Annotated in this window: 35 protein-coding genes; 33 read left to right on the forward strand and 2 right to left on the reverse strand. The window is 30.8% G+C overall.

Annotation, left to right across the window (positions count from 1 at the left end):
• The first annotated feature begins 29 nt into the window (after nt 1–29).
• The 31 genes from uvrA (at nt 30) to ACQYZ7_RS12575 (ending at nt 21930) form a co-directional block, all read left to right on the forward strand.
• The gene (gene uvrA / locus ACQYZ7_RS12425) at nt 30–2855 is read left to right on the forward strand and encodes an excinuclease ABC subunit UvrA (protein ID WP_430730046.1); all 2826 of its coding nucleotides are present in this window, start codon (nt 30–32) and stop codon (nt 2853–2855) included.
• 137 nt (nt 2856–2992) lie between these two features.
• Nucleotides 2993–3676 carry a response regulator gene (locus ACQYZ7_RS12430; RefSeq protein WP_430730047.1) on the forward strand — a complete coding sequence of 228 codons (684 nt, stop codon included), beginning with the start codon at nt 2993–2995 and terminating at the stop codon, nt 3674–3676.
• A 118-nt stretch (nt 3677–3794) separates the two neighbouring features.
• Nucleotides 3795–5393, forward strand: a complete 1599-nt coding sequence (locus tag ACQYZ7_RS12435; protein WP_430730048.1) for a vitamin K epoxide reductase family protein — start codon at nt 3795–3797, stop codon at nt 5391–5393.
• A gap of 116 nt (nt 5394–5509) precedes the next feature.
• Nucleotides 5510–5680, forward strand: coding sequence for a hypothetical protein (locus tag ACQYZ7_RS12440; RefSeq protein ID WP_430730049.1), 171 nt, complete (start codon nt 5510–5512; stop codon nt 5678–5680).
• A gap of 186 nt (nt 5681–5866) precedes the next feature.
• A complete protein-coding gene (locus tag ACQYZ7_RS12445) occupies nt 5867–6028 on the forward strand; it encodes a hypothetical protein (protein ID WP_430730050.1) in 162 nt (53 codons plus the stop codon).
• 2 nt (nt 6029–6030) lie between these two features.
• Nucleotides 6031–6186: a hypothetical protein gene (locus ACQYZ7_RS12450; protein ID WP_430730051.1), complete on the forward strand. Its 156-nt coding sequence runs from the start codon at nt 6031–6033 to the stop codon at nt 6184–6186.
• Between the two features lie 16 nt (nt 6187–6202).
• Nucleotides 6203–6406, forward strand: a complete 204-nt coding sequence (locus tag ACQYZ7_RS12455; protein WP_430730052.1) for a hypothetical protein — start codon at nt 6203–6205, stop codon at nt 6404–6406.
• Between the two features lie 37 nt (nt 6407–6443).
• Nucleotides 6444–6602, forward strand: coding sequence for a hypothetical protein (locus ACQYZ7_RS12460; protein WP_430730053.1), 159 nt, complete (start codon nt 6444–6446; stop codon nt 6600–6602).
• Between the two features lie 15 nt (nt 6603–6617).
• Entirely contained in the window at nt 6618–6854 is a 237-nt protein-coding gene (locus ACQYZ7_RS12465; RefSeq protein ID WP_430730054.1) for a hypothetical protein, read from the forward strand.
• Nucleotides 6855–6878: 24 nt separating this feature from the next.
• Nucleotides 6879–7073, forward strand: coding sequence for a hypothetical protein (locus ACQYZ7_RS12470; RefSeq protein ID WP_430730055.1), 195 nt, complete (start codon nt 6879–6881; stop codon nt 7071–7073).
• Nucleotides 7074–7091: 18 nt separating this feature from the next.
• Nucleotides 7092–7280, forward strand: a complete 189-nt coding sequence (locus ACQYZ7_RS12475) for a hypothetical protein (protein ID WP_430730056.1) — start codon at nt 7092–7094, stop codon at nt 7278–7280.
• Nucleotides 7281–7338: 58 nt separating this feature from the next.
• A complete protein-coding gene (locus ACQYZ7_RS12480; RefSeq protein ID WP_430730057.1) occupies nt 7339–9525 on the forward strand; it encodes a peptidase domain-containing ABC transporter in 2187 nt (728 codons plus the stop codon).
• 81 nt (nt 9526–9606) lie between these two features.
• Complete coding sequence (locus ACQYZ7_RS12485) at nt 9607–9768, forward strand: hypothetical protein (protein WP_430730058.1); 162 nt, start codon at nt 9607–9609, stop codon at nt 9766–9768.
• A 264-nt stretch (nt 9769–10032) separates the two neighbouring features.
• Nucleotides 10033–10203, forward strand: coding sequence for a hypothetical protein (locus ACQYZ7_RS12490; protein WP_274640353.1), 171 nt, complete (start codon nt 10033–10035; stop codon nt 10201–10203).
• Nucleotides 10204–10221: 18 nt separating this feature from the next.
• Nucleotides 10222–10344 (forward strand): hypothetical protein, encoded by a 123-nt coding sequence (locus tag ACQYZ7_RS12495; protein WP_430730059.1) that lies wholly within the window; start codon nt 10222–10224, stop codon nt 10342–10344.
• Nucleotides 10345–10713: 369 nt separating this feature from the next.
• Nucleotides 10714–10893 (forward strand): hypothetical protein, encoded by a 180-nt coding sequence (locus ACQYZ7_RS12500; RefSeq protein WP_430730060.1) that lies wholly within the window; start codon nt 10714–10716, stop codon nt 10891–10893.
• A gap of 28 nt (nt 10894–10921) precedes the next feature.
• Nucleotides 10922–11128 (forward strand): hypothetical protein, encoded by a 207-nt coding sequence (locus ACQYZ7_RS12505; RefSeq protein WP_430730061.1) that lies wholly within the window; start codon nt 10922–10924, stop codon nt 11126–11128.
• A gap of 18 nt (nt 11129–11146) precedes the next feature.
• Nucleotides 11147–11365, forward strand: coding sequence for a hypothetical protein (locus tag ACQYZ7_RS12510; RefSeq protein WP_430730062.1), 219 nt, complete (start codon nt 11147–11149; stop codon nt 11363–11365).
• 103 nt (nt 11366–11468) lie between these two features.
• Nucleotides 11469–11636 carry a hypothetical protein gene (locus ACQYZ7_RS12515; RefSeq protein ID WP_430730063.1) on the forward strand — a complete coding sequence of 56 codons (168 nt, stop codon included), beginning with the start codon at nt 11469–11471 and terminating at the stop codon, nt 11634–11636.
• Between the two features lie 197 nt (nt 11637–11833).
• Nucleotides 11834–12049 (forward strand): hypothetical protein, encoded by a 216-nt coding sequence (locus ACQYZ7_RS12520; RefSeq protein WP_430730064.1) that lies wholly within the window; start codon nt 11834–11836, stop codon nt 12047–12049.
• Between the two features lie 2 nt (nt 12050–12051).
• Nucleotides 12052–12234: a hypothetical protein gene (locus tag ACQYZ7_RS12525; protein ID WP_141554021.1), complete on the forward strand. Its 183-nt coding sequence runs from the start codon at nt 12052–12054 to the stop codon at nt 12232–12234.
• Between the two features lie 52 nt (nt 12235–12286).
• Entirely contained in the window at nt 12287–13576 is a 1290-nt protein-coding gene (locus tag ACQYZ7_RS12530; protein ID WP_430730065.1) for an HlyD family secretion protein, read from the forward strand.
• An 81-nt stretch (nt 13577–13657) separates the two neighbouring features.
• A complete protein-coding gene (locus tag ACQYZ7_RS12535) occupies nt 13658–13837 on the forward strand; it encodes a hypothetical protein (RefSeq protein WP_430730066.1) in 180 nt (59 codons plus the stop codon).
• Between the two features lie 17 nt (nt 13838–13854).
• Nucleotides 13855–14055, forward strand: coding sequence for a hypothetical protein (locus tag ACQYZ7_RS12540; protein WP_430730067.1), 201 nt, complete (start codon nt 13855–13857; stop codon nt 14053–14055).
• 240 nt (nt 14056–14295) lie between these two features.
• Complete coding sequence (locus ACQYZ7_RS12545) at nt 14296–14508, forward strand: hypothetical protein (RefSeq protein WP_430730068.1); 213 nt, start codon at nt 14296–14298, stop codon at nt 14506–14508.
• A gap of 42 nt (nt 14509–14550) precedes the next feature.
• Nucleotides 14551–14769, forward strand: coding sequence for a hypothetical protein (locus ACQYZ7_RS12550; RefSeq protein WP_430730069.1), 219 nt, complete (start codon nt 14551–14553; stop codon nt 14767–14769).
• A gap of 164 nt (nt 14770–14933) precedes the next feature.
• Nucleotides 14934–15113, forward strand: a complete 180-nt coding sequence (locus tag ACQYZ7_RS12555) for a hypothetical protein (RefSeq protein ID WP_430730070.1) — start codon at nt 14934–14936, stop codon at nt 15111–15113.
• A gap of 286 nt (nt 15114–15399) precedes the next feature.
• Nucleotides 15400–15567, forward strand: a complete 168-nt coding sequence (locus ACQYZ7_RS12560; RefSeq protein WP_430730071.1) for a hypothetical protein — start codon at nt 15400–15402, stop codon at nt 15565–15567.
• A 147-nt stretch (nt 15568–15714) separates the two neighbouring features.
• The gene (locus ACQYZ7_RS12565; RefSeq protein ID WP_430730072.1) at nt 15715–16425 is read left to right on the forward strand and encodes a TIGR00730 family Rossman fold protein; all 711 of its coding nucleotides are present in this window, start codon (nt 15715–15717) and stop codon (nt 16423–16425) included.
• Between the two features lie 111 nt (nt 16426–16536).
• Entirely contained in the window at nt 16537–19359 is a 2823-nt protein-coding gene (locus ACQYZ7_RS12570) for an aminopeptidase (RefSeq protein WP_430730073.1), read from the forward strand.
• Nucleotides 19360–19476: 117 nt separating this feature from the next.
• Nucleotides 19477–21930, forward strand: coding sequence for an alpha-ketoacid dehydrogenase subunit alpha/beta (locus tag ACQYZ7_RS12575; protein ID WP_430730074.1), 2454 nt, complete (start codon nt 19477–19479; stop codon nt 21928–21930).
• A 78-nt stretch (nt 21931–22008) separates the two neighbouring features.
• On the opposite strand, the gene ACQYZ7_RS12580 is transcribed toward ACQYZ7_RS12575, so the two are convergent.
• Together ACQYZ7_RS12580 and ACQYZ7_RS12585 are read right to left on the reverse strand one after the other, a co-directional pair.
• Nucleotides 22009–22779 (reverse strand): SH3 domain-containing protein, encoded by a 771-nt coding sequence (locus tag ACQYZ7_RS12580; RefSeq protein WP_430730075.1) that lies wholly within the window; start codon nt 22777–22779, stop codon nt 22009–22011.
• 99 nt (nt 22780–22878) lie between these two features.
• Nucleotides 22879–24150, reverse strand: a complete 1272-nt coding sequence (locus tag ACQYZ7_RS12585; protein ID WP_430730076.1) for a DUF2851 family protein — start codon at nt 24148–24150, stop codon at nt 22879–22881.
• Nucleotides 24151–24369: 219 nt separating this feature from the next.
• Here ACQYZ7_RS12585 and ACQYZ7_RS12590 point away from each other — a divergent pair, with 219 nt between their 5' ends.
• Nucleotides 24370–25002, forward strand: coding sequence for an NAD(P)H-dependent oxidoreductase (locus ACQYZ7_RS12590; protein WP_430730077.1), 633 nt, complete (start codon nt 24370–24372; stop codon nt 25000–25002).
• Between the two features lie 63 nt (nt 25003–25065).
• Nucleotides 25066–26499, forward strand: coding sequence for a sodium:solute symporter (locus ACQYZ7_RS12595; protein WP_430730078.1), 1434 nt, complete (start codon nt 25066–25068; stop codon nt 26497–26499).
• The last annotated feature ends 6 nt before the right edge of the window (nt 26500–26505 follow it).

Here is a 26505-nt window from a genome sequence, read left to right on the forward strand (position 1 = left end):
ACTTTGCTGTTTTTGGTAAAATCCTCACTTTGAAAGAACAAGAATACATAGAAGTTTACGGAGCCCGTGCTCACAATTTAAAAAATATTGATGTTAAAATTCCTCGTGAAAAACTAGTTGTGATTACTGGTTTGAGTGGAAGTGGTAAATCTTCTTTAGCATTTGACACTATTTACGCTGAAGGACAACGTCGCTATATTGAAACATTTTCTGCTTATGCACGTCAGTTTTTAGGTGGATTGGAGCGTCCTGATGTTGATAAAATCGACGGACTTTCTCCTGTAATTTCTATTGAACAAAAAACTACTAATAAAAGTCCACGTTCTACAGTAGGTACTATTACTGAAATTTATGATTTTCTCCGTTTATTATTTTCTCGAGCAGCAGATGCATATTCTTACAATACAGGTGAAAAAATGGTAAGCTATTCCGATGAACAAATCAAAAACTTAATTTTAAAAGATTTTGACAGAAAACGTATTGCTATTCTTGCTCCTATAATCAAATCGAGGAAAGGACATTATCGTGAGTTGTTCGAACAAATTTCTAAACAAGGATTTGTTCGTGTTCGTGTTGATGGAGAAATTCGTGAGATTGAAAAAGGCATGAAACTCGATCGCTATAAAACCCACGATATTGAAGTGGTTATTGATCGTTTGGTTGTAAATGAATCTGCTGAAAAACGTTTAGAAGAAACCATTAAAACCGCTTTATATACAGGTGATAATATTTTAATGGTAATTGATGTTGATGATGAAAAACCACGTTATTTCAGTCGCGAACTGATGTGCCCTACCTCAGGAATCGCTTATCCAAATCCTGAACCAAATACCTTTTCATTTAACTCACCAAAAGGTGCATGTTCTCACTGTAACGGATTAGGAATTACCAATGAAATAAACAATCAAAAAGTAATTCCAGATGATGCTATTTCAATTAAAAATGGAGGGATTGTTCCTTTAGGGGAACAAAAAAATAGTTGGATTTTCAAACAACTACAAACTATCGCTGAGCGTTATAGTTTTAAATTAACTGATTCAATAAAAAACATCCCAAAAGAAGCTATGGAGATTATTCTTCACGGAGGGAAAGAAAAATTTGAAATACAATCAAAAACTGCTGGAGTTACTAGAAATTATGAAATTGATTTTGAAGGGATCATCGCTTTTATTGAAAATCAATACAAAAATTCTGAAAGTACTTCAATAAAACGTTGGGCTAAAGGGTTTATGGATGAAGTTACTTGTTCTGTTTGCAATGGTAAACGATTAAAAAAAGAAGCGCTTCATTTTAAAATCACCGATAAAAACATTAGTGATTTAGCTCAAATGGATGTTTTGGAATTGGCTAGTTGGTTTCAAGAAGTTGATGAAAAATTATCAGAAAAGCAACTCACTATTGCTTCTGAAATTTTAAAAGAAATACGTACTCGTATTCAGTTTTTATTGGATGTTGGGTTAGATTATCTAACATTAGACCGTACATCAAAATCACTATCTGGTGGTGAAGCGCAACGTATTCGTTTAGCAACACAAATAGGCTCGCAACTAGTAGGTGTTTTATATATTTTAGATGAACCAAGTATTGGCTTACATCAACGAGATAATCAAAAATTAATCGACTCTTTAATCAAACTTCGTGATCTCGGTAATTCTGTTTTAGTAGTTGAGCACGATGAAGACATGATTAAAAATGCCGATTTTGTCTTAGATATTGGTCCAGGTGCAGGTCGTCATGGTGGAGAAATTGTTAGTGAAGGAAATTTTAACGATTTAAAAAGCCACGATACACTTACTGCTGATTATTTATCAGGGCGAAAAAAAATTGAAATTCCTAAAAAACGTCGTGAGGGCAACGGAAAAAAAATCTCATTAAAAGGAGCCTCTGGGAATAATTTAAAAAATGTTTCAGTTGAATTTCCATTAGGTAAAATGATTTGTGTTACAGGTGTTTCTGGTAGTGGTAAATCTACTTTAATTAATGAAACCCTCTACCCTATTTTAAACGCACATATTTATCGTGCTGTTAAAAAACCAATGCCTTATAAAAAAATTGAGGGATTAGAACATGTTGATAAAGTTATTGATATTGATCAATCTCCTATTGGCCGTACTCCGCGTTCTAACCCTGCCACGTATACAGGAGTATTTAGCGAAATCCGCAGTTTATTTGCCAAAACTCCAGAAGCGTTAATTCGAGGTTATAAACCTGGTAGATTTAGTTTTAACGTAAAAGGAGGGCGTTGTGAAACTTGCCAAGGTGGTGGTGTTCGTGTTATTGAAATGAATTTTTTACCCGATGTTCATGTAGAGTGTGAAACTTGTCAAGGAAAACGTTTCAACAGAGAAACTTTAGAAATTAGATATAAAGGAAAGTCTATTTCAGACATTTTAGAAATGACGATCAACGAAGCTACAGCCTTTTTTGAACATATCCCTAAAATATATAGAAAACTAAAAACAATTAAAGATGTAGGCTTGGGATACATCACTCTTGGTCAGCAATCTACTACATTATCAGGTGGAGAAGCACAGCGTATTAAATTAGCGTCCGAATTATCAAAAAGAGACACTGGTAACACTTTTTATATTTTAGATGAACCTACTACAGGATTGCATTTTGAAGATATTCGTGTTTTAATGGATGTTTTAAATAAATTAGCTGATAAAGGAAACTCTGTATTGATTATTGAGCACAACTTAGATGTTATTAAATTAGCTGACTACATCATTGATATTGGCATGGAAGGTGGTAAAAAAGGTGGTAAATTACTAACTTCTGGAACTCCTGAAGAAGTTTCTAATCACAAAAAAAGCTATACAGCGAAATTCCTAAAAAAAGAGTTAAAAAAATAAGATTACAACATTTCTCACGAACAGATAGTTTATTTTTTATATATATTTTTGATTTTAAATTAGTTTGTATAAATTTATGAGCTGATTTTTTGCAAAAAGAATCAATTAAATAGTATTCCCCCCGAAATTATTTAAACATGAGAAAAGAAAAACAATCTGCTTTATTAGCAGATAATTGCCCGCTCATTTGCGAAACGTACAAGAATATAATATCTAAAATAGCTAGGCTAAACCCTAATTTTAACTTTAACACGGACATTACCTACAATTGTAATGGAGCTTATGATATTATAAAAAAGACAATCGAAAAAGAAACTTCTCTCAACTTTGTTGTTTTAGATTTAAAACTTTCACCTGCTAAGAACAGAAAAATCTTATCTGGTGAAGACTTAGGACTTTTAATAAGGAAATTACTTCCAAACACAAGACTGATTGTTTCAACTGATTGTAATGACAATTACAGAATCCACAATATTTTTAAAAGCTTAAACCCTGAAGGCTTTCTTATTAAGAATGATTTAACTTCAAAAGAATTAAAAAATGCGATAAAGAATGTGACTAATAACATTCCTTATTATAGCAAAACTGTCTTAAGCCTTTTAAGAAAAGAAGTTTCCAACAACTTTTCCATTGATTCGATAGATCGACAAATTCTATACGAACTTTCATTAGGTTCTAAAATGAAAGACATGCCTAATTACATACCTCTTTCCGCAGCTAGCATTGAAAAACGAAAACGACATTTAAAAAAAGTTTTTAATGTTAAAGCTAAAGGAGATAGAGAGTTGATATTAATAGCTAAGGAAAAGGGCTTTATTTAAAAAAATAAAAATTACGGTTTTCCCTTACTTTTTTTATGGTTTTTTCTATAAAAAAATAATTATCAAAATATAGCTTTGGGAAAACTAAAAATAGCTATCCTTAAAAACCTTTTTACTTTTGAAAGACACATTAATCAATTTAGTACAAAATTTACTTAAGAAAAATAGTATTTCTTTTGACAAAGAAGAATTAGCTTTTCAAATTCAAAGCCACCCTTCTTATCCTAGTTTACACGCAATTACAGGAGTGTTAGATCATTTTAATATTGAAAATGTGGCAGCCGATGTTCCTGTTAATTCAGAAACTCTTTTACAACTCCCTGAATGTTTTATCGCTCAAATTAATGGCGACCATGGTCAAGATTTAATTGTAGCGGAAAGAAAAAAATTGGATTACATAATTTATGATTCTGAAAACAAAAAAACGAAATTATCTGAAAATGAATTTCTAAGTAAGTTTACAGGGATTATTGTTGCTGTTGAAGAAACAGAAGATTACCAAACAGCCAAAAACAACTCTAAACTAGTAAAAACTATCGGTTTTTCTCTTCTTAGTGTTTTTGCGTTATTTTTTGTTTTTAATAATTCAACTTCATGGTACAATACTTTTTATTTTCTGTTATCAATAACAGGCGTTGTTATTAGTATTGCCATTATAAAACAAGAGCTTGGGTTAAAAACCTCTATAGGTGATGCTTTTTGTTCTGGAACTGATGACAAAAAAGATTGTGATGCTGTATTAACCTCTAAAGGTGCTGAAATTTTAAAAGGATACAAATTAAGTGACTTTAGTATACTTTATTTTATTGGATTATCTCTTTTAACTTTTACTCAAATTTCTAATCCTGTAATTTCATATACTATTAGTTTACTTGCTATACCTATTACATTATATTCTTTATATTATCAGTATGCAATAGTAAAAAAATGGTGCCTTTTGTGTTTAAGTATAGTTGGAGTACTTTGGCTACAAGCATTAGCTCCAGTATTGACAAATAGTTACATTAACACCTTTATACTTACTGACTTTGTTACTTTAGGCTTGATTGCTTCTTTTACTTGGTTAGCTTGGAATTACATTAAACCTCTGTTCACTGAAATTCAAGAACTTAAAAAAGAAAAAATAGCAAGTGTAAAGTTTAAAAGAAACTACGCTCTATTTGATAGCTTATTACAAAAGTCACCTCAACTTAACACTCAGTTAACTGACAGTAAGGAAATTATTTTTGGAAACCACAACTCTAACCTTGAACTAACAATAGTTACAAATCCTTTTTGCGGACACTGTAAACCGGTTCATACTCATGTTGATGAGATTCTTAAAAGATATCATAACAATGTAAAAATTAAAGTACGTTTTAACGTTAATGTAGAAGATAATAATAGTGATGTTGTTAAAATTACTAGTAGGCTCATAGAAATTTATAATTCTGAAGGAGAAAAAGAGTGTCTCTTAGCTATGGATGCCATTTATGAGGGGCAAAAACCTACTACTTGGCTAAAAAAATGGGGGGAGTGTTCAAACAAAGAAGTTTACACTTCAGAACTTGAAAAAGAAAAGAATTGGTGTACGGAAAATGCCATCAACTTTACTCCTGAAATTTTAGTAAACGGAAAATCATTCCCTAAAGAATATAACAGAACTGATTTAATATTATTTATTGAAGACTTAGAAGAAAACTCGAAAACTTCTAATGTTTCATTAAAAACAGCATAAAAAACAAAGCCCTAAAAAGGGCTTTGCGTTTTGAACAAAATTCTCTCGCGAAGAATAGACACATTGGTGAGTGTCTTTAAATGTTCGCCGCAAAAGTAACTTTAAATAATTTAATTATGAAAAAAACAGTTTTAAATTTAGGAAAAACTCTAAACAAAGCGGAGCAAAAAAGTATTAATGGAGGTTATTTATGCCACTGCAATGGAACTACTTATTATGTAGCAGATCCTAAGTGGTGCGGATGGAAATGTGGTGCAGGAACAATAGAAGATATTACAGAAGATTAATTTAAGGAGCTGCCTTAAGTTCTGAGACAGCTTCTTAAAACAAAAATTGTTTAGATAAAAATACAAATAACTAAAAGCTGAAATTGTACACATACATATAATTAATCAAAACCAGCATAAGAGAATAAACATATATGGTAAGTATCTTTAAATGTTTATCTAAAAAACAACCTTAATATTTTAATTATGAAAAAACAAATTCTAAATTTAGGTAAAGCTTTAAAAAAAGCGGAACAAAAGCAAATCAATGGAGGCAAGAGACAGTGTATTACTCCTTGGAGTAATGGTGAGTGTACCGAATACGGGGTACAATGTGCAGAACGTGAATGTCAATTAATTCCTTTTTAATCATGAAAAACCAGATTTTAAACTTAGGAAAAGCTTTAAACAAGACTCAACAAACCCTCATTAATGGAGGTGGAGAAATTGTAGGTTTATGTGATTTTGAAGGAAACTGCCCTAGAGGAAGTTATTGTGCAGACGGTTACGTTTGTATAAAAAATTAATTAATAACAAATACTTATGAAAAAATCAATTTTAAACTTAGGTAAGCTTTTAAATAAAACAGAACAAAAGCAAGTCACAGGAGGAATTCCAAGGTTTTGTCAATGTGATTCTGATTGTGGATTTAACTCTCACTGCTGTAACAATATGTGTTTCCTTGTATCAGATCCTAATTATCCTACAGGAAATTGCCCTGCAATGGAATGTCCAAACGACTTTTAGTCTTAAAAACAATCACTAATCAAACAATAACTCAATTATGAGAAAATCTATTTTAAACTTAGGAAAAACTTTAAATAAGGCTCAACAAATCCAAATTAATGGAGGTAGAAAAATGTGTGACACTAACAAAGATCGTGTATGTGAAGATTTTGGTGATCACTGCGCTGAATTATATTGTGCTTTTGGTCCTTTTTAGATAAAAAACATCAAAATGAAGAAATCAATTTTAAATATAGGAAAATCCTTGAATAAAGAAAAACAAAAATTAATCAATGGTGGTAGCACCCCTGTTGGGCTATGTGACTCTGAAAACAGCTGTCCCACTGGTTATTATTGCGAAGGAATTTATTGTTATAAAGATTATGGTGATAATGATAATGGTGATAATAGCTGTACAGGCCCATGGCAATTTTGTCCTAATGGTGGTGTAAGCTGTACAGGATGTTAATTTACTAATACAAAAACTAAAATTATGAAAAAAACAATTTTAAACTTAGGTAAATCTTTAAACAAAAAAGAACAGAAGCTAGTTAATGGAGGGAAAGAAATCCCTGGAGGATGTAGAACTGATAAAGGATATTATTGGCACCCATTAGAAAGATGTTGTTGGACAGATCAATATAATTGCTGTTACGGAACCCCTGAATGCCCTGCTCCTTATCTATAACCTTAAAGTAACTATTTTATGAAAAAATCAATTTCAAACTTAGGTAAAATTTTAAATAAAGATGAACTAAAATCAATTAACGGTTCAGTTATTATTGCCTGCTATACTCATTCTGAGTGTCCACGCAATATGGGGTGCTGTAAAAACCCTCCTTATATTGGACTTTGTATGGAAGGAGAAGATTATAGAAGAATCTGTAATAATTAATAAACAAAACAGGTAAAAGGGCAGTATCCCTCTTACCTGTTTCATATCTAAGCTTAACTTGAAAAAATTCCCAAACTACAAACAAACTGAAGCAAAAGATTGCGGACCAACTTGTATAAAAATCATAGCTAAGCACTATGGTAAAACTATTAACACACAACAACTAAGAAGTCTTAGTGAAACCACTCGAGAAGGTAGCAGTCTACTCGGTTTAAGCGAAGCCGTTGAATCTATAGGTTTTAAATCTTTAGGTATAAAATTAGCTTTCAGTAAACTTAAAGAAGCTCCTTTTCCTTGTATTGTTCATTGGAACAAAAACCATTATGTGGTTCTTTATAAAATAAAAAAGGATACGGTTTATATTTCTGATCCTGCTCATGGACTCATTACTTTTACTAAAGAGGAGTTTATTCAACACTGGATTGGAAACAACGCTGATGAAAATACAGAAGAGGGAATCGCTCTACTAGTTGAGCCAACTCCTAAGTTTTATCAGGAAGACTTTGAAGAAGACGAAAAGTTTGGCTTTTCATTTATTTTTAAATATTTATACAAATACAAGAAGTTTATAGTTCAATTAATAATAGGGCTTCTAGCAGGAAGTTTGCTACAGTTAATACTACCTTTCTTAACTCAAAGTGTAGTAGATGTAGGTATTAAAAATCAAGATTTAAACTTTGTATATCTAATTTTATTTGCTCAACTATTTTTATTCGTTGGAAAAGCTTCCTTAGAAATTATTCGAAGTTGGATTTTACTGCATCTAAGTACTCGTATCAACATCTCTTTAATTTCTGACTTTTTCATCAAGTTAATGAAGTTACCTATCTCTTATTTTGATGTGAGAATGACTGGTGACTTACTACAAAGAATCAACGATCATAAACGTATTGAACGAATCTTAACCACATCGTCTTTAACTGTTTTATTCTCTTTTTTCAATCTTATTATTTTTAGTTTAGTATTAGGGTATTACAGTTTACAAATATTTGGAGTCTTTGTTTTAGGAAGTGTTCTATATTTTGGGTGGGTATTGTTCTTCTTTAAAAAACGAAAAGAACTAGATTATAAACGTTTTTCTCAAGTAAGTCAAGAACAAAGCAAGGTTATTGAACTTATTAACGGAATGCAAGAAATTAAACTCCACAATGCTGAAAGACGCATGCGTTGGAATTGGGAATATGTACAAGCTCGTTTATTTAAAGTAGCTACCAAAAGTCTTGCTTTAGAACAAACACAAAGCGTAGGTTCAAATTTCATTAATGAACTTAAAAACATGTTTATCACCATTCTATCTGCAAAGCTAGTTATTGATGGTCAAATCACTCTGGGGATGATGATGGCAATTAGCTATATAGTTGGTCAATTAAATGGACCAATTACACAACTAATTAATTTTATGAGAGATATACAAGATGCACAAATCTCTATAGATAGACTAGGTGAAATACACAACATGGAAGATGAAGAAAAGCCTGGTGATGAAAAAGTAACTACAATCCCAGATAACGCATCTATAAGGCTAAATAATATTTCATTCAGATACACTGGTGGTTTAGAACCTGTTTTAAAAGATTTATCTCTTGAAATTCCTGCAAATAAAACAACGGCAATAGTAGGTGTTAGTGGAAGTGGTAAAACTACTTTAATGAAGTTATTACTTGGTTTCTACCAGGTTGATCAAGGTGATATTATGATTGACAACTTCAACTTAAAAAATGTTTCACAAAAAGAGTGGCGAAGAAACTGTGGGGTTGTGATGCAAGAAGGGTATATTTTTAATGATTCTATAGCTAAAAACATAGCCGTAGGAGAAGATTATGTTGATAAAGAAAAATTAGCTCACGCAATTGATGTAGCCAATATTGGAGATTATATAGAAGGCTTACCTTTAGGTTACAATACGAAAATTGGTAGTGAAGGAAATGGGTTAAGTACAGGTCAAAAACAACGATTATTAATTGCCAGATCTGTTTACAAAAACCCGAAGTTCTTATTCTTTGACGAAGCGACTAGTGCTTTAGATGCTAATAATGAAAAGGTAATTATGGGTAAGCTTAATGAATTTTTTGCAGACAAAACAGCAGTTGTTATAGCACACCGGTTAAGTACTGTAAAAAATGCACATCAAATAGTTGTACTTGAAAAGGGAAAAATCATTGAAAAAGGAAGTCACGAAGAACTAATCAAACTAAAAGGAAGTTATTACCATCTAGTTAAAAACCAACTAGATTTAGGCAAATAAAAATATTTCGCGGAGAATAGACACAAACCTTGAGTGTCTTTAAACTGTTCAAGGATTTTATCAAATTTAAATTATTTTAAAATGAAAAAATCAATTTTAAACTTAGGAAAAACTTTAGACAAACTTGAGCAACAACAAATTAGTGGAGGTAAAATAGTTAATTGTATGCATTACCGTATATGTCCTCCTATCGATGAGCTTGCATGTAAAATTATTGATAATGAATGTATCCTACTAGGATAAAAATGAATATTTATTAAAATAGTCTAGCTTTAAACAAAGTATAATAACAACAAATTAATGGAGCGATAAGTTCATGTATCATGTACAAACCCTGAACAATGTTATGAAAAATATAACTGTTTCTCAGATGATATATATTTTGACACAAACCATCTATTTATTCAACCTTATTGTTTTATAAAAAATTATTTCGCGAAGAATAGACACAAACCTTGAGTGTCTTTAAATTATTCAAGGATTTTATCAAATTTAAATTATTTTAAAATGAAAAAATCAATTTCTAACCTAGGTGAAGCTTTAAATAAAGCTGATCAAAAACAAATTAATGGAGGTCGTATGTTTACCTGTGATGAATTCTGTAGTGCTTCGCCTCAAGCACAACAACTTCAAATTGATCTCTATGGTTATGATGCTTTTCAAATGTGCCCTTGTTAATATCAAACATTTTTAACTATGAAAAAATCAATATTAAAACTAGGTAAAACTTTAAACAAACTTGAACAACAAAAAATCAATGGGAAATTTGGTCAAACTTGTGACGGTTTTGAAATGTATTACGTAAACGATTGTAGTTAATGTATTAATACTATGCTACCTGGAGCCCCTACTCTTTGCCACAATAATTGTTGTGTAATGGCTTACTAAAGTAGTATATAAATAAAATATTCTCGCGCGAAGAATAGACACAAACCTTGAGTGTCTTTAAATGTTCAAGGGCTAGTTAAATACTTAATTTTTTTAATCATGAAAAATTCAATTTTAAACTTGGGAAAAACCCTAAACAGAGTAGAACAACAACAAATTAATGGTGGATACATATATACTTGTGAAAAGTTTTGTAGTGTATCCCCTCAAGAACAACAAGACCAAATTAACAGGTATGGCTGCGCACCTTTTAGCTCATGCCCTTGTTATGTTCCATGTTAATTTTAAATAATTTCAACTATGAAAAAATCAATTTTAAACTTAGGAAAAGCTTTAAAAAAAGCAGAGCAAAAACAAGTTAATGGTGGCGTAGCATATGGCTGCTATCAAGATGGATATAAATGTTGTCAAACTACTTCTGGAGGTTTCACTCTATGTGATGCTGGAAGATGTGAAGGATTTCGTTGTATGTGGTACTAATCTAACAATTATATTTAAATCTTAAATTATGAAAAAATCAATTTTAAACTTAGGAAAAACTCTTAAAAAAAGTGAACAACAGCTTATTAAAGGAGGAAAAGTAATTGGATTTCCTTGCTCTAGCTACTTCTTTTGCGCTTTAGATTGTGAAGAAGGAGATGCTTGTGCTGTACCAAATGGTATGGGAGGTACCAATAGAGGTATTATAAATAACGGACAGTGCTGTCCTGCTTAACTTTTAAAATAAATAATTATGAAAAAACCAATTTTAAACTTAGGTAAAAGCTTAAGTAAAGTAGAACAAAAATTAATCAACGGAGGAGATGAATCATGCCCTCCAATTAACTGTTACTACGGAGATACCCCTCCAACAATGGGAGCTAGTCATTGCGGAACTTGTCAAGATTACCACAACCTTTCACCAGTATGTCAAGGTAGAGTTTTAATCAGTCACGAATGCTTCCCTAGATAAAAATTTATAATCCAACATCGTAAAAATATTTCGCGAAGAATAGACACAAACCTTGAGTGTCTTTAAATTTTCGAGGATTTTATCAAATTTAAATTATTTTAAAATGAAAAAGTCAATCTTAAACTTAGGAAAAAACCTAAACAAAACAGAACAAAAACTTATTAATGGTGGAGATTCCCGTAGAGAACCCGATTTTTGTGATGAACAAACGGAGATGTCAAGAGAAGGTTGTTTATGCTACTACTTTGGTATTTGTCCAAATAACAATTAGAAAAACATACATCAAAAAGAATATTGTCTGGGGAAAAATTTATACTAAAGACTTTTCTAACTGAAAGAAATTACTACCATCTAGTTAAAAACCAACTAGATTTAGGCAAATAAAAATATTCTCTCGCGAAGAATAGACACAAACCTTGAGTGTCTTTAAACTGTTCAAGGATTTTATCAAATTTAAATTATTTTAAAATGAAAAATTCAATTCTGACACTAGGAAAAGCATTAAACAAAGCCGATCAAAAATTAATTAATGGAGGTCGAATTTCAGCACACGGAGGTTACCAATGTTGTAACGCCTGGGGTTGTGGTGCTTGTGTAACTGGCTCAAGCGAAGACTGTAGCAGTTATGGTGAAGGTGTGTATGGAAGACATTGCACAGTTAATGAAGAAATAGAAATAGCCTAATCATGAAAAAATCAATCTTAAACTTAGGTAAAAACTTAAGCAAAACAGAACAACAGAGTATTAATGGAAGTATTAACGAGTATGGAGAGTGTAAAGAGAAATACAGTTTCTTTTGTGGAGTAGAAAATCACGTCTGCTGCAATTATATGTGTGTACTTCCAACTCATGCTGCCTGTAATTCCTAAAAACAAAAAGTAATAGAGGGAAAGTTTTTTCCCTCTATTTTAAACCCTAAATATGCCAAACAATACCCAAGACATAGAAATTCGTAGTGAAGAAGTTCAAGAGATTCTAACTCATGTTCCTAACTGGATGATTCGTTGGGGGAACACCTTGCTTCTTGGACTTATCATAATGTTATTATTCATTTCATGGTTTGTTAAATACCCTGACGTTATTTCCACCGAAGTAATGGTTACCACCTCTACTCCTCCTGAAAAAATTTATGCAAAGTCTACCGGTCAATTCGAAACTTTTTTAACAAGTGAAGGTAAAAATGTTTCTGAAGGAGATGTTTTAGCTGTAATTGAAAACAGTGCTTCTTACAAAGATGTTTTACTATTAAAAAGTATTGTCGATACTATCGAAATAAATCAACAAAAATTCTTTTTTCCTATTGATAAAGTACCTCCACTAATTTTAGGTGACATAACTTCTAGCTACTCTCAATTTGAAAACGACTACTCTGAATATGTTTTAAACGAACAATTAACTCCGTTTAAATCTGAGAACTTTGCAAATCAAATGTCTGTTATAGAAGCAAGAGGTAGACTACAGATTTTACTATCACAAAAAGAGCTAAACTTAAAAGAATTAGAGTTTAAAGAAAAGGACTTAGAACGCAGTAGAAAAATGTTTGGTCAAGGGGTTATTTCTGCTAAAGAAAAAGACCAAAAAGAAATAGAATATTTACAAGCTAAACGATCATATAAAACTCTAGAATCATCTATCTCACAAATAAGAGAGTTAATCAATAATTCTGCAAAAAACTTAGAAGGAACTTCTATTAAAAAAACACAACAAGATTCCCGTTTAAAAAAGAAAGCTATCCAATCTTTTCTATATTTAAAAAAAGCTATTAAAGATTGGGAAAAGCAATATGCATTAACATCTTCAATAGATGGAAAAGTATCCTTCTTATCGTTTTGGAACAAAAACCAAACTGTTAATACTGGAGATTTAATTTTTACTATTATTCCAAATAAAGGAAATTCTTTTATCGGTAAAATTGAAGCTCCTGCTGCTAATTCAGGAAAAATAAAAAAAGGACAAAAAGTTCAGATTAAGCTATTAAACTATCCATCTGATGAATTTGGAGAGCTAAATGGAACAGTAAAATCTATTTCACTTATCCCTAACGAAAAAGGCAACTACTTGGTTGATGTAGAACTTCCTCAAAACTTAAAAACAACCTATGATAAAACAATTCCTTTCAGGCAAGAAATGAAAGGTGCTGCTGACATAGTCACTGAAGACTTACGTTTAATAGAACGTTTCTTTTATCAACTTAAAAATATTATTAAATAAAAAATTCTTTCGCGAAGAATAGACACAAACCTTGAGTGTCTTTAAATGATCAAGGATTACTAAATATTAAATTTTTTAATCATGAAAAAATCAATTTTAAAACTAGGAAAAACACTAAACAAAGCCGATCAAAAAGAAATTAATGGAGGTGTCGGGTTTGGTTCCTGTACAGGAAGTGGAAGTAGATGTTGCGTACAAACTCAATGGGGAGAATTCTGTGACGCAGGAAGATGTACACAATATGGTTGTATTTGGTATTAATATCTAAAAAATAAATTATGAGCCTTGGAAAAGTTTTGAGCAAGGTAGACCAAAAACAAATTAATGGCGGAAACAACTGTGATTCTTACAAAGAACATGGCTTATGCTTTGGTCCTGTACCTGGTTGCTTAAGCTGCGATCAAATTGAATGCTACCCAAGCGCTATTGAATGTGCTCTAATTCATAGTTATTGTTTTGAAGAGATGGAGCCTTTATAAACTCTTTCGGCTGTCCAAAGAGGCAGCCTTTTTCTCTCTTCTTTACATTACTAACAAATAACTTTAAACAAAATAAACTAAAAAGAGCTTAATAGAAAAAACACATACAGTTAAGCTTATAATATTGCTACACAATGTATCTCCTTTTTTCACCAAAACACTTGTGCTAATTAATTATGGCTTAAGCATATTTAATGCATTTTATATCAACTAATAAAATATTAATTTTTAATTAAAAACATGAAAAAACAAATCTCAAATTTAGGAAACATTTTAAACAAAATTGAACAAAAAACGATTAACGGTGGAGGTCTTGCCAATTGTAGTACGTACTCTGGTCCTAATTGCTATAGTGACGAACAAAGCCAATGTGGAAGTTGTCAAGAATATAATGCGCTCCCTGAAGAACATAAACCTTGTGTACTTGTTGACTACTATTGTGTTTCTGTTTAGAAATAAAACTTGTCCTAAAATAATATATTTTAATCATTAATAATGAAAAAATCAATCTTAAGCCTAGGGAAAGCCCTAGATAAAACTAATCAAAAACAAATTAATGGAGGAAGCTCTAGTTGCAATACTTACTCTGGACCTCCATGTTACGGTATAAGTAATGGAGTTTGTGGTACTTGTTCTCAGTATCAAGCACTTCCTCAGGAACACAAAAGTTGTGTTCTTGTCCATGCAGATTGTGAAGAAAATAATCCTTCTTAACTATAAAACATTTTTATATAAAAAGAACACATCAATGGCTATGTTTAACTGAAGAGCAATGCCAAAGAGAAACACATTAAAATAAAATTCTTTCGCGAAGAATAGACACAAACCTTGAGTGTCTTTAAATGATCAAGGATTACTAAATATTAAATTTTTTAATCATGAAAAAATCAATTTTAAACTTAGGTAAAGTTTTAAATAAAACTGATCAAAAAGAAATTAATGGAGGAATAGGGTCTGGCTCTTGTACAGGAATTGGAAATAGATGTTGTGTACAAACTCAATGGGGAGAATTCTGTGACGCAGGAAGATGTACACAATACGGTTGCATTTGGTATTAATATCTAAAAATAAATTATGAAAAAATCAATTTTAAATCTAGGAAAATCTCTTAATAAGCGTCAACAGAAAGTTATTAACGGAGGTAATCAATCATGCCCACCAAGAGGATGCTATTACTCTGACGAACCACTCAACACACCTGCTACCCTTTGTGGCACCTGTCAAGATTACCATAACTTAACACAGGAGTGTCAAAATATGACGCTCGTTAATTATGAATGTTTTTCTTAATAATAAGAAAACAATGAACCATTCTATAAATATTTAATCTAAAAAAATAATAAAATGAAAAAATCAATTTTAAACCTAGGTAAGGTTTTAAATAAAGCCGATCAAAAAGAAATTAATGGAGGATTACCCCCTTGTTTTTGTTCTGCAAACCCAGTAACATGTCCAGATAACTTAACTTTGGTGCCTTGTACTTGTAACTCATCAGGATATGAATGCATGTAATTTTTTATAATCTTAAAACTACCTTAAGGTAAGGTAGTTTTTTTCTTTTATCTTTTTTCTAATATTAAAAACCACTAAATTAGCAGGCTTGCTAAAAATCAAATTTTGGCAGTTTAATTTGTTATTTAATATAAAAGTAGAAGAATTATGAGTCCGAATGATGACAGAAAAATTAGAGAAAAATTACAACAAAAAACCTGGAACGAAATAAAGACAAATGATTCTTGGGCAATATTTAAAATTATGTCTGAGTTTGTTGAAGGATATGAAAAATTAAGTAAAATTGGACCTTGTGTTTCTATTTTTGGGTCTGCTCGTACAAAAACTGACGACCCTTATTATAAATTATCCGAAGAAGTAGCCTTTAAATTAACACAAAATGGTTTTGGAGTAATTACTGGTGGAGGACCAGGTATTATGGAAGCCGGTAATAAAGGTGCTCATCGTGGTAAAGGAACCTCAGTAGGGTTAAATATTGACCTTCCTTTCGAACAACATGATAACCCATGGATTGACAAAGATAAAAACCTAAATTTTGATTATTTCTTTGTTCGTAAAGTAATGTTTGTAAAATATTCTCAAGGTTTTGTTGTAATGCCTGGTGGTTTTGGTACAATGGACGAGCTTTTTGAAGCAATTACTTTAATTCAAACTAATAAAATTGGACGTTTTCCTATTGTTTTAATCGGTAGAAAATTCTGGGCTGGCTTATTAGACTGGATTAAAAACACTTTAATTGAAGAGGGAAATATTAGTGAAAAAGATTTAAATTTATTCAGAGTTGCAGACACCGCGGATGAAGCTGTTGAACATTTTAATAAATTCTACGCTAAATATCAACTGAAACCAAATTTCTAAAATTTTTTATCTTTAAGGCTCGTTGAATTTACAACGAGCTTTTTATTTTTACAAGGTTTATGAAACTTAAATATTTTCTATAAAGCCTTTTTAAACATACCTTAAATAATATTGAAACAGAAAATATTACTCTTATTATTTGCAACCATCTTGTATTGCTTTAAAATAGTAGCACAAGAAAACTCTATTGAAATAAAAGCTAAATTAGATGTAAACAATGATATAATTCATATTCTACAAAAAACAACCTTCTACAATCATACTTCTTCTAATTTAGATTATATTTTTTTGCATAATTGGGCAAATAGTTATAAAAACGATGATACTCCCCTAGCTAAACGCTTTATTGAAGACTATAGAAAAACTTTTCATTTTTCAAAAGATAAAGATCGAGGCTATAGTAAAATAAGAAACTTAACAGTTAACTTTAAACAAGTTTCATTCAAAGAGATAAAGAATAAACAAGACATTATTAAAGTATCTCTTAATAAGCCTTTAAAACCAAAAGATAGTTTAATACTCCGTACCTCATATTCTGTAAAGGTGCCAAATGCAAAATATACAGGATACGGGAAAACTAAAACAGGATATCACTTACGATTTTGGTACATAACTCCTGCTATTTACAACAAAAAATGGCAGTTAATGAGCAACTTGAATTTAGATGATTTATATGAAGAGCTTTCTTATTATAATATCTCCATAGATGTTCCAAAAAAATATCACATTGAAAGCAACTTATATCAATATAAAACCGATAATAATCACTATACTAATTATTACCTAGTTGGTTCAAAAAAAAAGGATATTATACTTCATATTGATACAGTAAGAACTTTTAAATCTTTTAAATTAAAAGATAAAGAGGTAAAAACAGATGCTTACCTAAGAAAAATATCTAATAACGAAACCACCAAAATTATAAATAGACAAATACAATTTATAGAAGACTTTATTGGCAAACACCCGCACCCTGAAATCCTTGTAGATTCACGTACCATTAACAAAAACTCTCTACATGAAATTTATGGTCTTCCTAGTTGGTTAAAACCTTTCCCTAAAAACTTTAGATGGGAAACAGGTTTTTTCAAAGCACTTACTCAAAAATATTTTGATGATGTAATTATCCAAAATCCAAGAAAGGATTATTGGTTAACTGATGGGTTACAAACATTTTTAATGATGGAGTATGTGAAAAAATACTATCCAGAAGTTACTTTTCTAGGTAAATACTCCAAGTATTGGCCCATAAAAACCTATAACATTGCCAAATTAAAACAGAACGATAAATATCCTCTTGTTTATCAATTTAGCTCTCGTAAGTTTTATGATCAACCTTTAACTATCTCTAGTGATTCTCTTTCTAACTTTAACAAAAAAGTTGTTAGTAAATACAAAGCTGGCTTAGGAGTTAAATATTTACATGATTTTGTAGGTGATAGCATTTTAAAAAATGCCGTAAAAGAATTCTATATTCAAAATCAACTAAAACCTTCAAATAGTAAATCCTTTGCTGAGATCCTTCAAAAAAAGACTTCAAAAGATTTACAATGGTTTTTTGGTGATTATCTTACTACTGATAAAAAAATTGACTACAAAATAAAAAAGGTAGCCTACACCAAAAACAAAGACTCTCTATTAGTTACAATAAAAAACAAAAGAGACTTTTCAGCTCCCGTAGCACTTTATGGTATTCAAAAGAAAAAAATAAAACTTAAAACTTGGGTTACCAATGTAGACTCTACCAAAACAGTAAAAATTAAAAGAGGTAACTTTAATAAGCTAGCTTTAAATTACGAAAATAACTACCCTGAATTTAATTCCCTTAACAATTTTAGGAATGTAAATAATAGTATTATAAGTAAACCTATTCAATTTCGTTTTTTTAAAGATTTTGAAAACCCCTATTACAATCAATTATTCTATTACCCTGATATTAAGTATAACTTATATGACGGACTAATACTTGGGGTAAACATAAACAATAGATCGCTTGTTAATCACAACTTTCAATTTAGTTTAACTCCCAACTATGGCCTTAAAAGCCGTAACCTTACTGGGGCATTCTCTGTAGCATATAATCATTTCTTAAGAGACTCTAAGATTTATAAAATACGATATGGAATTTCAGGAAGTAACTTTCATTACGCACCTGAATTAGGATACAATACTTTTAGTCCATTTATTAATTTTCAATTTAGAAGAAATACACTCCGTGATATTGGTTCAAAATTCTTAATAGCTCGTATGGTTAGTATTGACAAAGAAGTAGCTCTTAACAATACTCAAAGTGATCGAGATAAATATAATATTTTCAACCTACGTTATATAAGTAATAAATTTGATGCCATACACAGAATTCAGTATGCAGCTAACCTAGAAATAAATTCTAATTTCAGTAAAGTATCAACCGATTTCCGTTATCGAAAGTTTTTTACAGCTAACGAAAGTTTTGAAGTTCGTTTTTTCGGAGGTCTCTTCTTATCTAATAAAACTGAAGGAGATTACTTCAGTTTCGGGTTAAATCGCGGTAACGATTATTTATTTGAACAAAACTTATTTGGCCGCTCAGAAAATGAAGGTTTCTTCAGTCAGCAATTTGTTGTAGGTCAAGGAGGTTTCAAATCTAAATTTAGCGAACCTTACTTTGCTAACCAACTTATAACATCTATTAACACTAGTGTGAGCGTTTGGAAGTGGGCTGAAATTTATAATGATGTTGCGATGTTAAAAAACAAAAGTACTTCTCCTAAGTTTTTTTATGAAAATGGTATTCGTTTAAATTTCCTTCCTGATATTTTTGAGTTTTACTTACCTATATACACCAATGAAGGTCTTGAAATTAATAAAAGCGCGTACCCTTCAAAAATTAGATTCATCATTACAACAGATATTGATAGAATTTATAACTTTATTAGAAGGGGGATATTATAGATACTTCAATAATTTTCTTTTTTTTCTTATTTTATTGAAAGATATTCAATAAAAATTCAAATTTTTAAATTTCAACTAAAAAACCTATCTTTGTAACCATACCTAAATTAGATGATTATGACGCAAAATACCGAAATAGCTAATACTCAACAGCTTTCTTTTCAAGATTTTAAAAATGAAGTTTTAAAAGACTATAGAATTGCTCGTATTAGTCGAGAATGTAGTTTATTAGGAAGAAGAGAAGTTTTAACAGGTAAAGCTAAGTTTGGAATTTTTGGTGATGGTAAAGAAGTTCCACAGTTAGCTATGGCAAAAGCTTTTCAAAATGGAGATTTCAGATCCGGTTATTATCGTGATCAAACATTTATGATGGCTATTGAGCAGTTAACTCCACAACAATTTTTTGCGGGTTTATACGCTCATACTGATATTAATGTTGAGCCAATGTCAGCTGGACGTCAAATGGGAGGGCATTTTGCAACGCATTCTTTAGACGAAAATGGCGACTGGAAAAACTTAACAGCACAAAAAAATTCATCGTCAGATATTTCTCCTACTGCAGGCCAAATGCCTCGTTTATTAGGATTGGCACAAGCATCAAAAATATACAGAAACGTAGAAGGATTAGAAAAACACACTAATTTTTCAATCAACGGAAACGAAGTTGCTTGGGGTACTATTGGTAACGCTAGTACAAGCGAAGGTTTATTCTTTGAAACTATCAACGCTGCTGGTGTTCTGCAAGTTCCAATGGTTATGAATGTATGGGATGATGAATACGGTATTTCAGTACATGCACGTCATCAAACTACTAAAGAAAGTATTTCTGAAATCTTGAAAGGATTCCAACGCGAAAACGAAACCAATGGGTATGAAATTTTTGTAGTAAATGGTTGGGATTATGTTCAGTTAATTGACACTTATAATAAAGCTTCTCAAATTGCAAGAGAGCAACACATCCCTGTATTAATTCACGTAAAAGAATTAACACAACCACAAGGACACTCTACTTCTGGTTCTCACGAACGTTACAAGTCTAAAGAACGTTTACAATGGGAACAAGATTTTGATTGTATTGCACAAATGCGTAAGTGGATTTTAGAATTTGAGTTAGAAAGTGAAGATGGAGAAACTTTAAAATTTATTGATTCTGAAGAAGATTTAATCAATATTGAAAAAGAAGCTAAGAAAGAAGTAAGTAAAGCTAAACGTGATGCTTGGAGTGCTTATACAAATGAAATAAAAGCAGAAGTAACTGAAGCTGTTTCTTTGTTAGAAACTATTGCTAAAAAAAGCAACAATGGTTCTTTTATTACAAAATACAAGAACGATTTAGCTGCTATTTCAGAACCTATTAGAAAAGACATTTTAGTTGCTGCTCGTAAAACTTTACGTTACTTAAGAGATGAAGATTTTGCTGAAAAAGCTACACTGCGAAGTTTTATTAAAACTTCAACTGATAAAGCTGCTATAAAGTATTCAGCTCATTTGGTAAGTGAAACTGAATTAGCAACTGAAAATGTTACTGCAGAAGCTCCAACCTATGCTTCTGAAAAAAATATCGTAGATGCACGTGTTATTATGCGTGACAACTTCGATGCTATTTTGGCTAAACATCCAGAGGTATTAATTTTTGGTGAAGATGCAGGATATATTGGAGATGTTAACCAAGGGTTAGAAGGATTACAAGAAAAGTTTGGTGAGTTGCGTGTTTCTGATACAGGAATTCGTGAAGCTACCATTTTAGGTCAAGGTATTGGAATGGCAATGCGTGGATTACGTCCTATTGCTGAAATTCAGTATTTAGATTATTTATTATATGCCTTACAAATTATGAGTGACGATTTAGCAACACTTCGTTACCGTACTTTTGGAAAACAAAAAGCTCCATTAATTATCCGTACCCGTGGACATCGTTTAGAAGGAATTTGGCACTCAGGATCTCCAATGGGAGGAATCATTAATAATATAAGAGGAATTCACGTATTAGTTCCTCGTAATATGACAAAAGCTGCTGGATTTTACAACACGTTGTTAGAAGGTGACGATCCTGCTTTAGTAGTAGAATGCTTGAACGGATATCGTTTAAAAGAAGAATTACCAACAAATTTAGGAGATTTTAAAACTCCAATTGGTGTTGTTGAAACTATTAAAGAAGGAACTGACATTACTATTCTTTCTTATGGATCAACCATAAGAATTGTTGAAGAAGCTGCTAAAGAGTTAGCGCAAGTGGGTATTGATGTAGAAATTGTTGATGCACAAAGTTTATTACCTTTTGATATTAATCATGATACTGTAAAGTCGGTAGCAAAAACAAATCGCTTGTTGGTTGTTGATGAAGATGTTCCTGGAGGAGCTTCAGCATATTTATTACAAGAAATTGTTGAAAACCAAAATGGTTACAGACACCTAGATAGCAAGCCACAAACCTTAACTGCTAAAGCACACAGACCTGCTTATGGTACTGATGGAGACTATTTTTCTAAACCATCTACTGAAGATATATTTGAAAAAGTGTACGAGATCATGCACGAAGCAAATCCTGAAAAGTTTAAAAGTTTATATTAAACTTTTAATTATACAAAATAAAAAAAACGATTTTAGAAATTCTAAAATCGTTTTTTTTTATTAATTTTTTATAAAATTTTATTCAGCAGGCTTTTCTGCAACTTCCTCAGTAGTTGCTTCTGCTTCCTGAGTATCTAAAGGCTGATTTTTTGACTCATAGTCTTGTATTTTATTCTCTATAATAGAAATAAATTTAGAAGAAGATAAATCTGAATTATTTATAACATCTTTTAATGCCTTAATTCTTTCTGACATTGTTGGTTGAGAATTTGCTATCCCAGCGAACTTCGCAGTTGCTATATCTATTTGGTCATTTGTTATATTAGAAGTTTTAATCCACCCCTCTTCAATATACTTTCCTTCAGACCTTTTTCCTTTAACCTTAATCCAATCTCCTTGAGTTTCGGTTACAGCAATAATATCCATTTTACTGTATTTTTTTTCTGTCTTGGTAAGTAAGTCTGGTCTTTTATATACCGTTGCGTTTTCTAACATAGCCCCCACTTTACCATTAACAGCTAAAAAAGTAGATCTAGTCCACCCTTCTTTTCCATCAATAAGTTTTACCTTATAGTACTCCTTTTTTGAAACAGAATCAATAGTTTCTTCTCCTGTTAAAGTTACTTTTTCACCTAAACTAATAGAGGTTATCCATTTCCCTTTAGCAGAAGCACTTTCTCTAATAGATAATTTATCTAATAAACAAATTGCTGAAGCTGATTTTTCTTCTTTTTCACTAATAGATTCTTCAATTGTTGAAGTTTCTCCATTGTTTTTTGAATTTTTGTTGTCTTTACAACCTACACAAATAGTAGATACTAATGTAATAGCAATTAATACTTTTTTCATTTTTATAAATTTTTGTCGCAAATATATCATTTTATAAATTAATCTGATATATTTTTTATATTGATACTACTGCATCTGTAAGACAAATACTATGTTTTTTTATTTCTTTAACAACTTACTTCCTATAGCGCATTGTAAACAACATTTCTTTGCACAATAATTATTTTTAAACTCTAATAAAGCTTGAGATTCAAATGCATTATTTGCTTTAATTTTTAACTCCAAAAACTTACTTATAATCGAATTATTTTCTGGTTTCAACTGTTTTATTAACTGTAACAACCCCTCTTGATCAACCTCTCCTCTAGCCTGTTCATAAACAAACTTTAAAGGAATAATCGTATTAATAATCAACAAGTCAATAAATGATTTTGTGAGCTTCTTATCCGTTTTTTTAGATGCTGTTTCAAATGTATAATGTGTTTTCCAAAAATCATTCACTTCACCTGTAAATAAGTCATAAAAGCTCTCTACTTTATTTACATCTATTAATCTTGAAAACAAGTTTTGATACTTGTTATATAAAGCTACCATTTGAGCTATTCTAATCGTAGGAAAGTTATTCGGTCTCATTCTAAAAAACTGGAATCTATGCTTAGCTATTGGCTCTAACCTGTATTTATGCCGTATGTAAGTATATTCTTTTTGTAATTGTAAATAATAAGTTTCCTCTAGTTCTTGCTCTAAGAATCCAGCTTGCCCAAACAATAAAGCTGATAATTGTTCTTCATTGAATAGAACTTTACGCAACACAGAAAAATTAAATGATTGTGCTAGCTGCAGAAATGCTGCTCCATTTACTTTTAATCCGAAGTTTTTAGCTAACAGCTGAAACAATACAGCCTCAAAGTTGTTGTTGGATTTTTGCAATAATTCTTTTATTACAACCGACTTCTTTTCCAGTCGTTCAATGTATAACCGTTCTAACCAGTTATTCAATATAAAAGAACTAGTTTCAGCTATTTGCTTTTCACATGGAATCCATCGCTGCTCTTTTAAAAACAGTTTTTTATAGTTTGCCAATACTTCTTTTTGAACAAAACTTTGTAATTCTACTGTCGGAATTGGATGATTGTTTTTCATAAACACATCAGCATCATGCTCCCATACAACATGTAAAATAACCGCATCGTAATTCACATCTTTTTCATGATGATGAGCGTACCAGTCAGATGATTTTATATGAATTTCAATATTTCCAACCCATAACTGCTCATCAATTTTTAATTTTGCATTTAGAAAATCAGGTCCTGAATTTGTATTACGACTTCCAGAATCTATAACCTCAACGATTTCTCTTTTTACGGATATTAAATTTGTACTGTTAAATAATTTGTATTGCCACAAAAAGTGTAAAAATTCTTCTTTCATATGCTTTCTTTTTCATTTTCAATGTACAAAATATTTCTATGACACTATCAATATTAATTATTCGAAGTATTTTTGGGCAACTTTTTATTCCTCTATTTTTGCTAAATAAGTTACTGTAGGGAAATCTACAAAGTAATTAAGTGAAGGAATATATTAATTTCAAGACAAATCTTGAAGCATTATAATTCTCAAGTATTTGAGAACAAAAATTAAAACCACATGAATAGTATAGAAAATTTACAATGGCGTTATGCTGTTAAAAAATTTGACGAACATAAATTTCTTTCTGAAGAACAAATTAACATTTTAAAAGAAGCTTTTAATTTAACTGCTACTTCCTACGGATTACAACCTGTTAAAATGGTTGTAGTAAAAAACAAGAATCTTCAACAACAACTGGTTGCTCATTCTTGGAATCAGCATCAAGTAGCACAAGCCTCTCATTTATTAGTTTTATGTGTTCCTAAAGAGTTAACCTCTGATTATGTAAATAACTATTTCCAATTGGTAAAAGACATCCGAAATACACCAGATGAAATTTTAAATCCATTTAAAGAGTATTTAACAAACGACATTAATAACAAGTCTCCAGAAGTATTATTTCATTGGATGAAAAATCAAGCATATATCGCTCTAGGAAACCTTATGACTGTTGCTGCTAATGAAAAAATTGACAGCTGCCCAATGGAAGGTTTTGTTCCTGAAAAATATGATGAAATTTTAGACTTGAAGAAATACAACTTACAATCAGTTTTAGTATTACCTGTTGGTTTTAGAGCAGAAGACGACTATATGAAAGACTTAAAAAAAGTCCGTAGAAAAACCGAAGAAGTGGTTATTGAACTTTCTTAGACAATGCTAATTATGAATTACGAATGATAATTTTAGTACATTCGTAATTCATAATTTAACTATATGCAACCACTACATATACTACTCCTTATTTTAACCTATTTCGGTGTTTTAATTCTTATTTCATATATCACAGGTAAATCGGCAAACAATCAAACATTTTTTAAAGCAAACAACTCATCTCCATGGTATTTAGTTGCCTTTGGTATGATTGGAGCATCACTATCTGGAGTTACTTTTATTTCGGTTCCTGGTTGGATCGAGGGTGACAAAATGAGTTATATGCAAATGGTACTAGGATACGTATTAGGTTATGCCGTTATTGGATTGGTACTACTTCCACTCTATTACCGATTAAATTTAACTTCAATTTACACCTATTTAGAAGGACGTTTTGGTAGATATTCGTATAAAACTGGCGCTTCTTTTTTCTTACTTTCAAGAACTATTGGTGCTGCCTTTCGCTTATTTTTAGTAGCTAATGTATTACAATTAATTTTATTTGATGCTTATGGAATTCCGTTTTGGGTAACGGTAACCATTACCATTTTACTTATATGGCTATATACTTTTAAAGGAGGTATAAAAACTATTGTATGGACGGATACTTTACAAACCTTATTCATGCTCATTGCAGTAGGTGTTTGTATTGTAATGATAAAAGATGAAATGCAAATAGATAATTTGTTTTCGTATGTAATTGAAAACAATCTCTCTAAAACTTTCTTTTTTGATGATGTAAAAGCAGGTAATTACTTTTGGAAACAATTCTTTTCAGGTGCTTTTATTTCAATTGTAATGACAGGTTTAGATCAAGACATGATGCAAAAAAACTTGACCTGCCGCAATTTAAAAGATGCTCAAAAAAACATGTTTTGGTTTACTATAGTACTGGTAATTGTTAACTTTTTCTTCTTAGCTTTAGGAATCCTGTTAACTGATTATGCTACAGCAAATGAATTAAACGCTCACAAAGACAACTTATTCCCTACCATAGCAATGAGTGGTAATTTAGGACTGGTTACTTCTCTATTCTTTTTACTTGGTTTAATTGCAGCTGCTTATTCTAGTGCAGATAGTGCTTTAACTTCGTTAACTACTTCGTTTAGTATAGATATTCTTGAAATTGACAAGAAAGATAACGAGGAAGAAAAGGAAAAAACAAGAAAGAAAATTCATATATTATTCTCTTTTATTTTGGTCGCTACCATTTTAATTTTTAAATATTTTATTGCTAATGAAAGTGTCATTGCTAAAATATTTCAGTTTGCTGGGTATACCTATGGACCATTACTAGGTTTATATGCCTTCGGATTATTTACCAAGCTAAATATAAAAGACAAGTTTGTTCCTGTAATTTGTTTGATTGCTCCAGTTTTAACCTATATCATTAGTTTTTATAGCAAAGAAAAGTTTGGTTTTGACTTTGGATTCTTTGTATTAATATTAAACGGATTCTTAACTTTCTTGGGATTATTAGCTATTAAAAATAAGTAGTAATTT

The organism is Tenacibaculum sp. SDUM215027 (genome assembly GCF_050566205.1).
Taxonomy (GTDB): Bacteria; Bacteroidota; Bacteroidia; order Flavobacteriales; family Flavobacteriaceae; genus Polaribacter.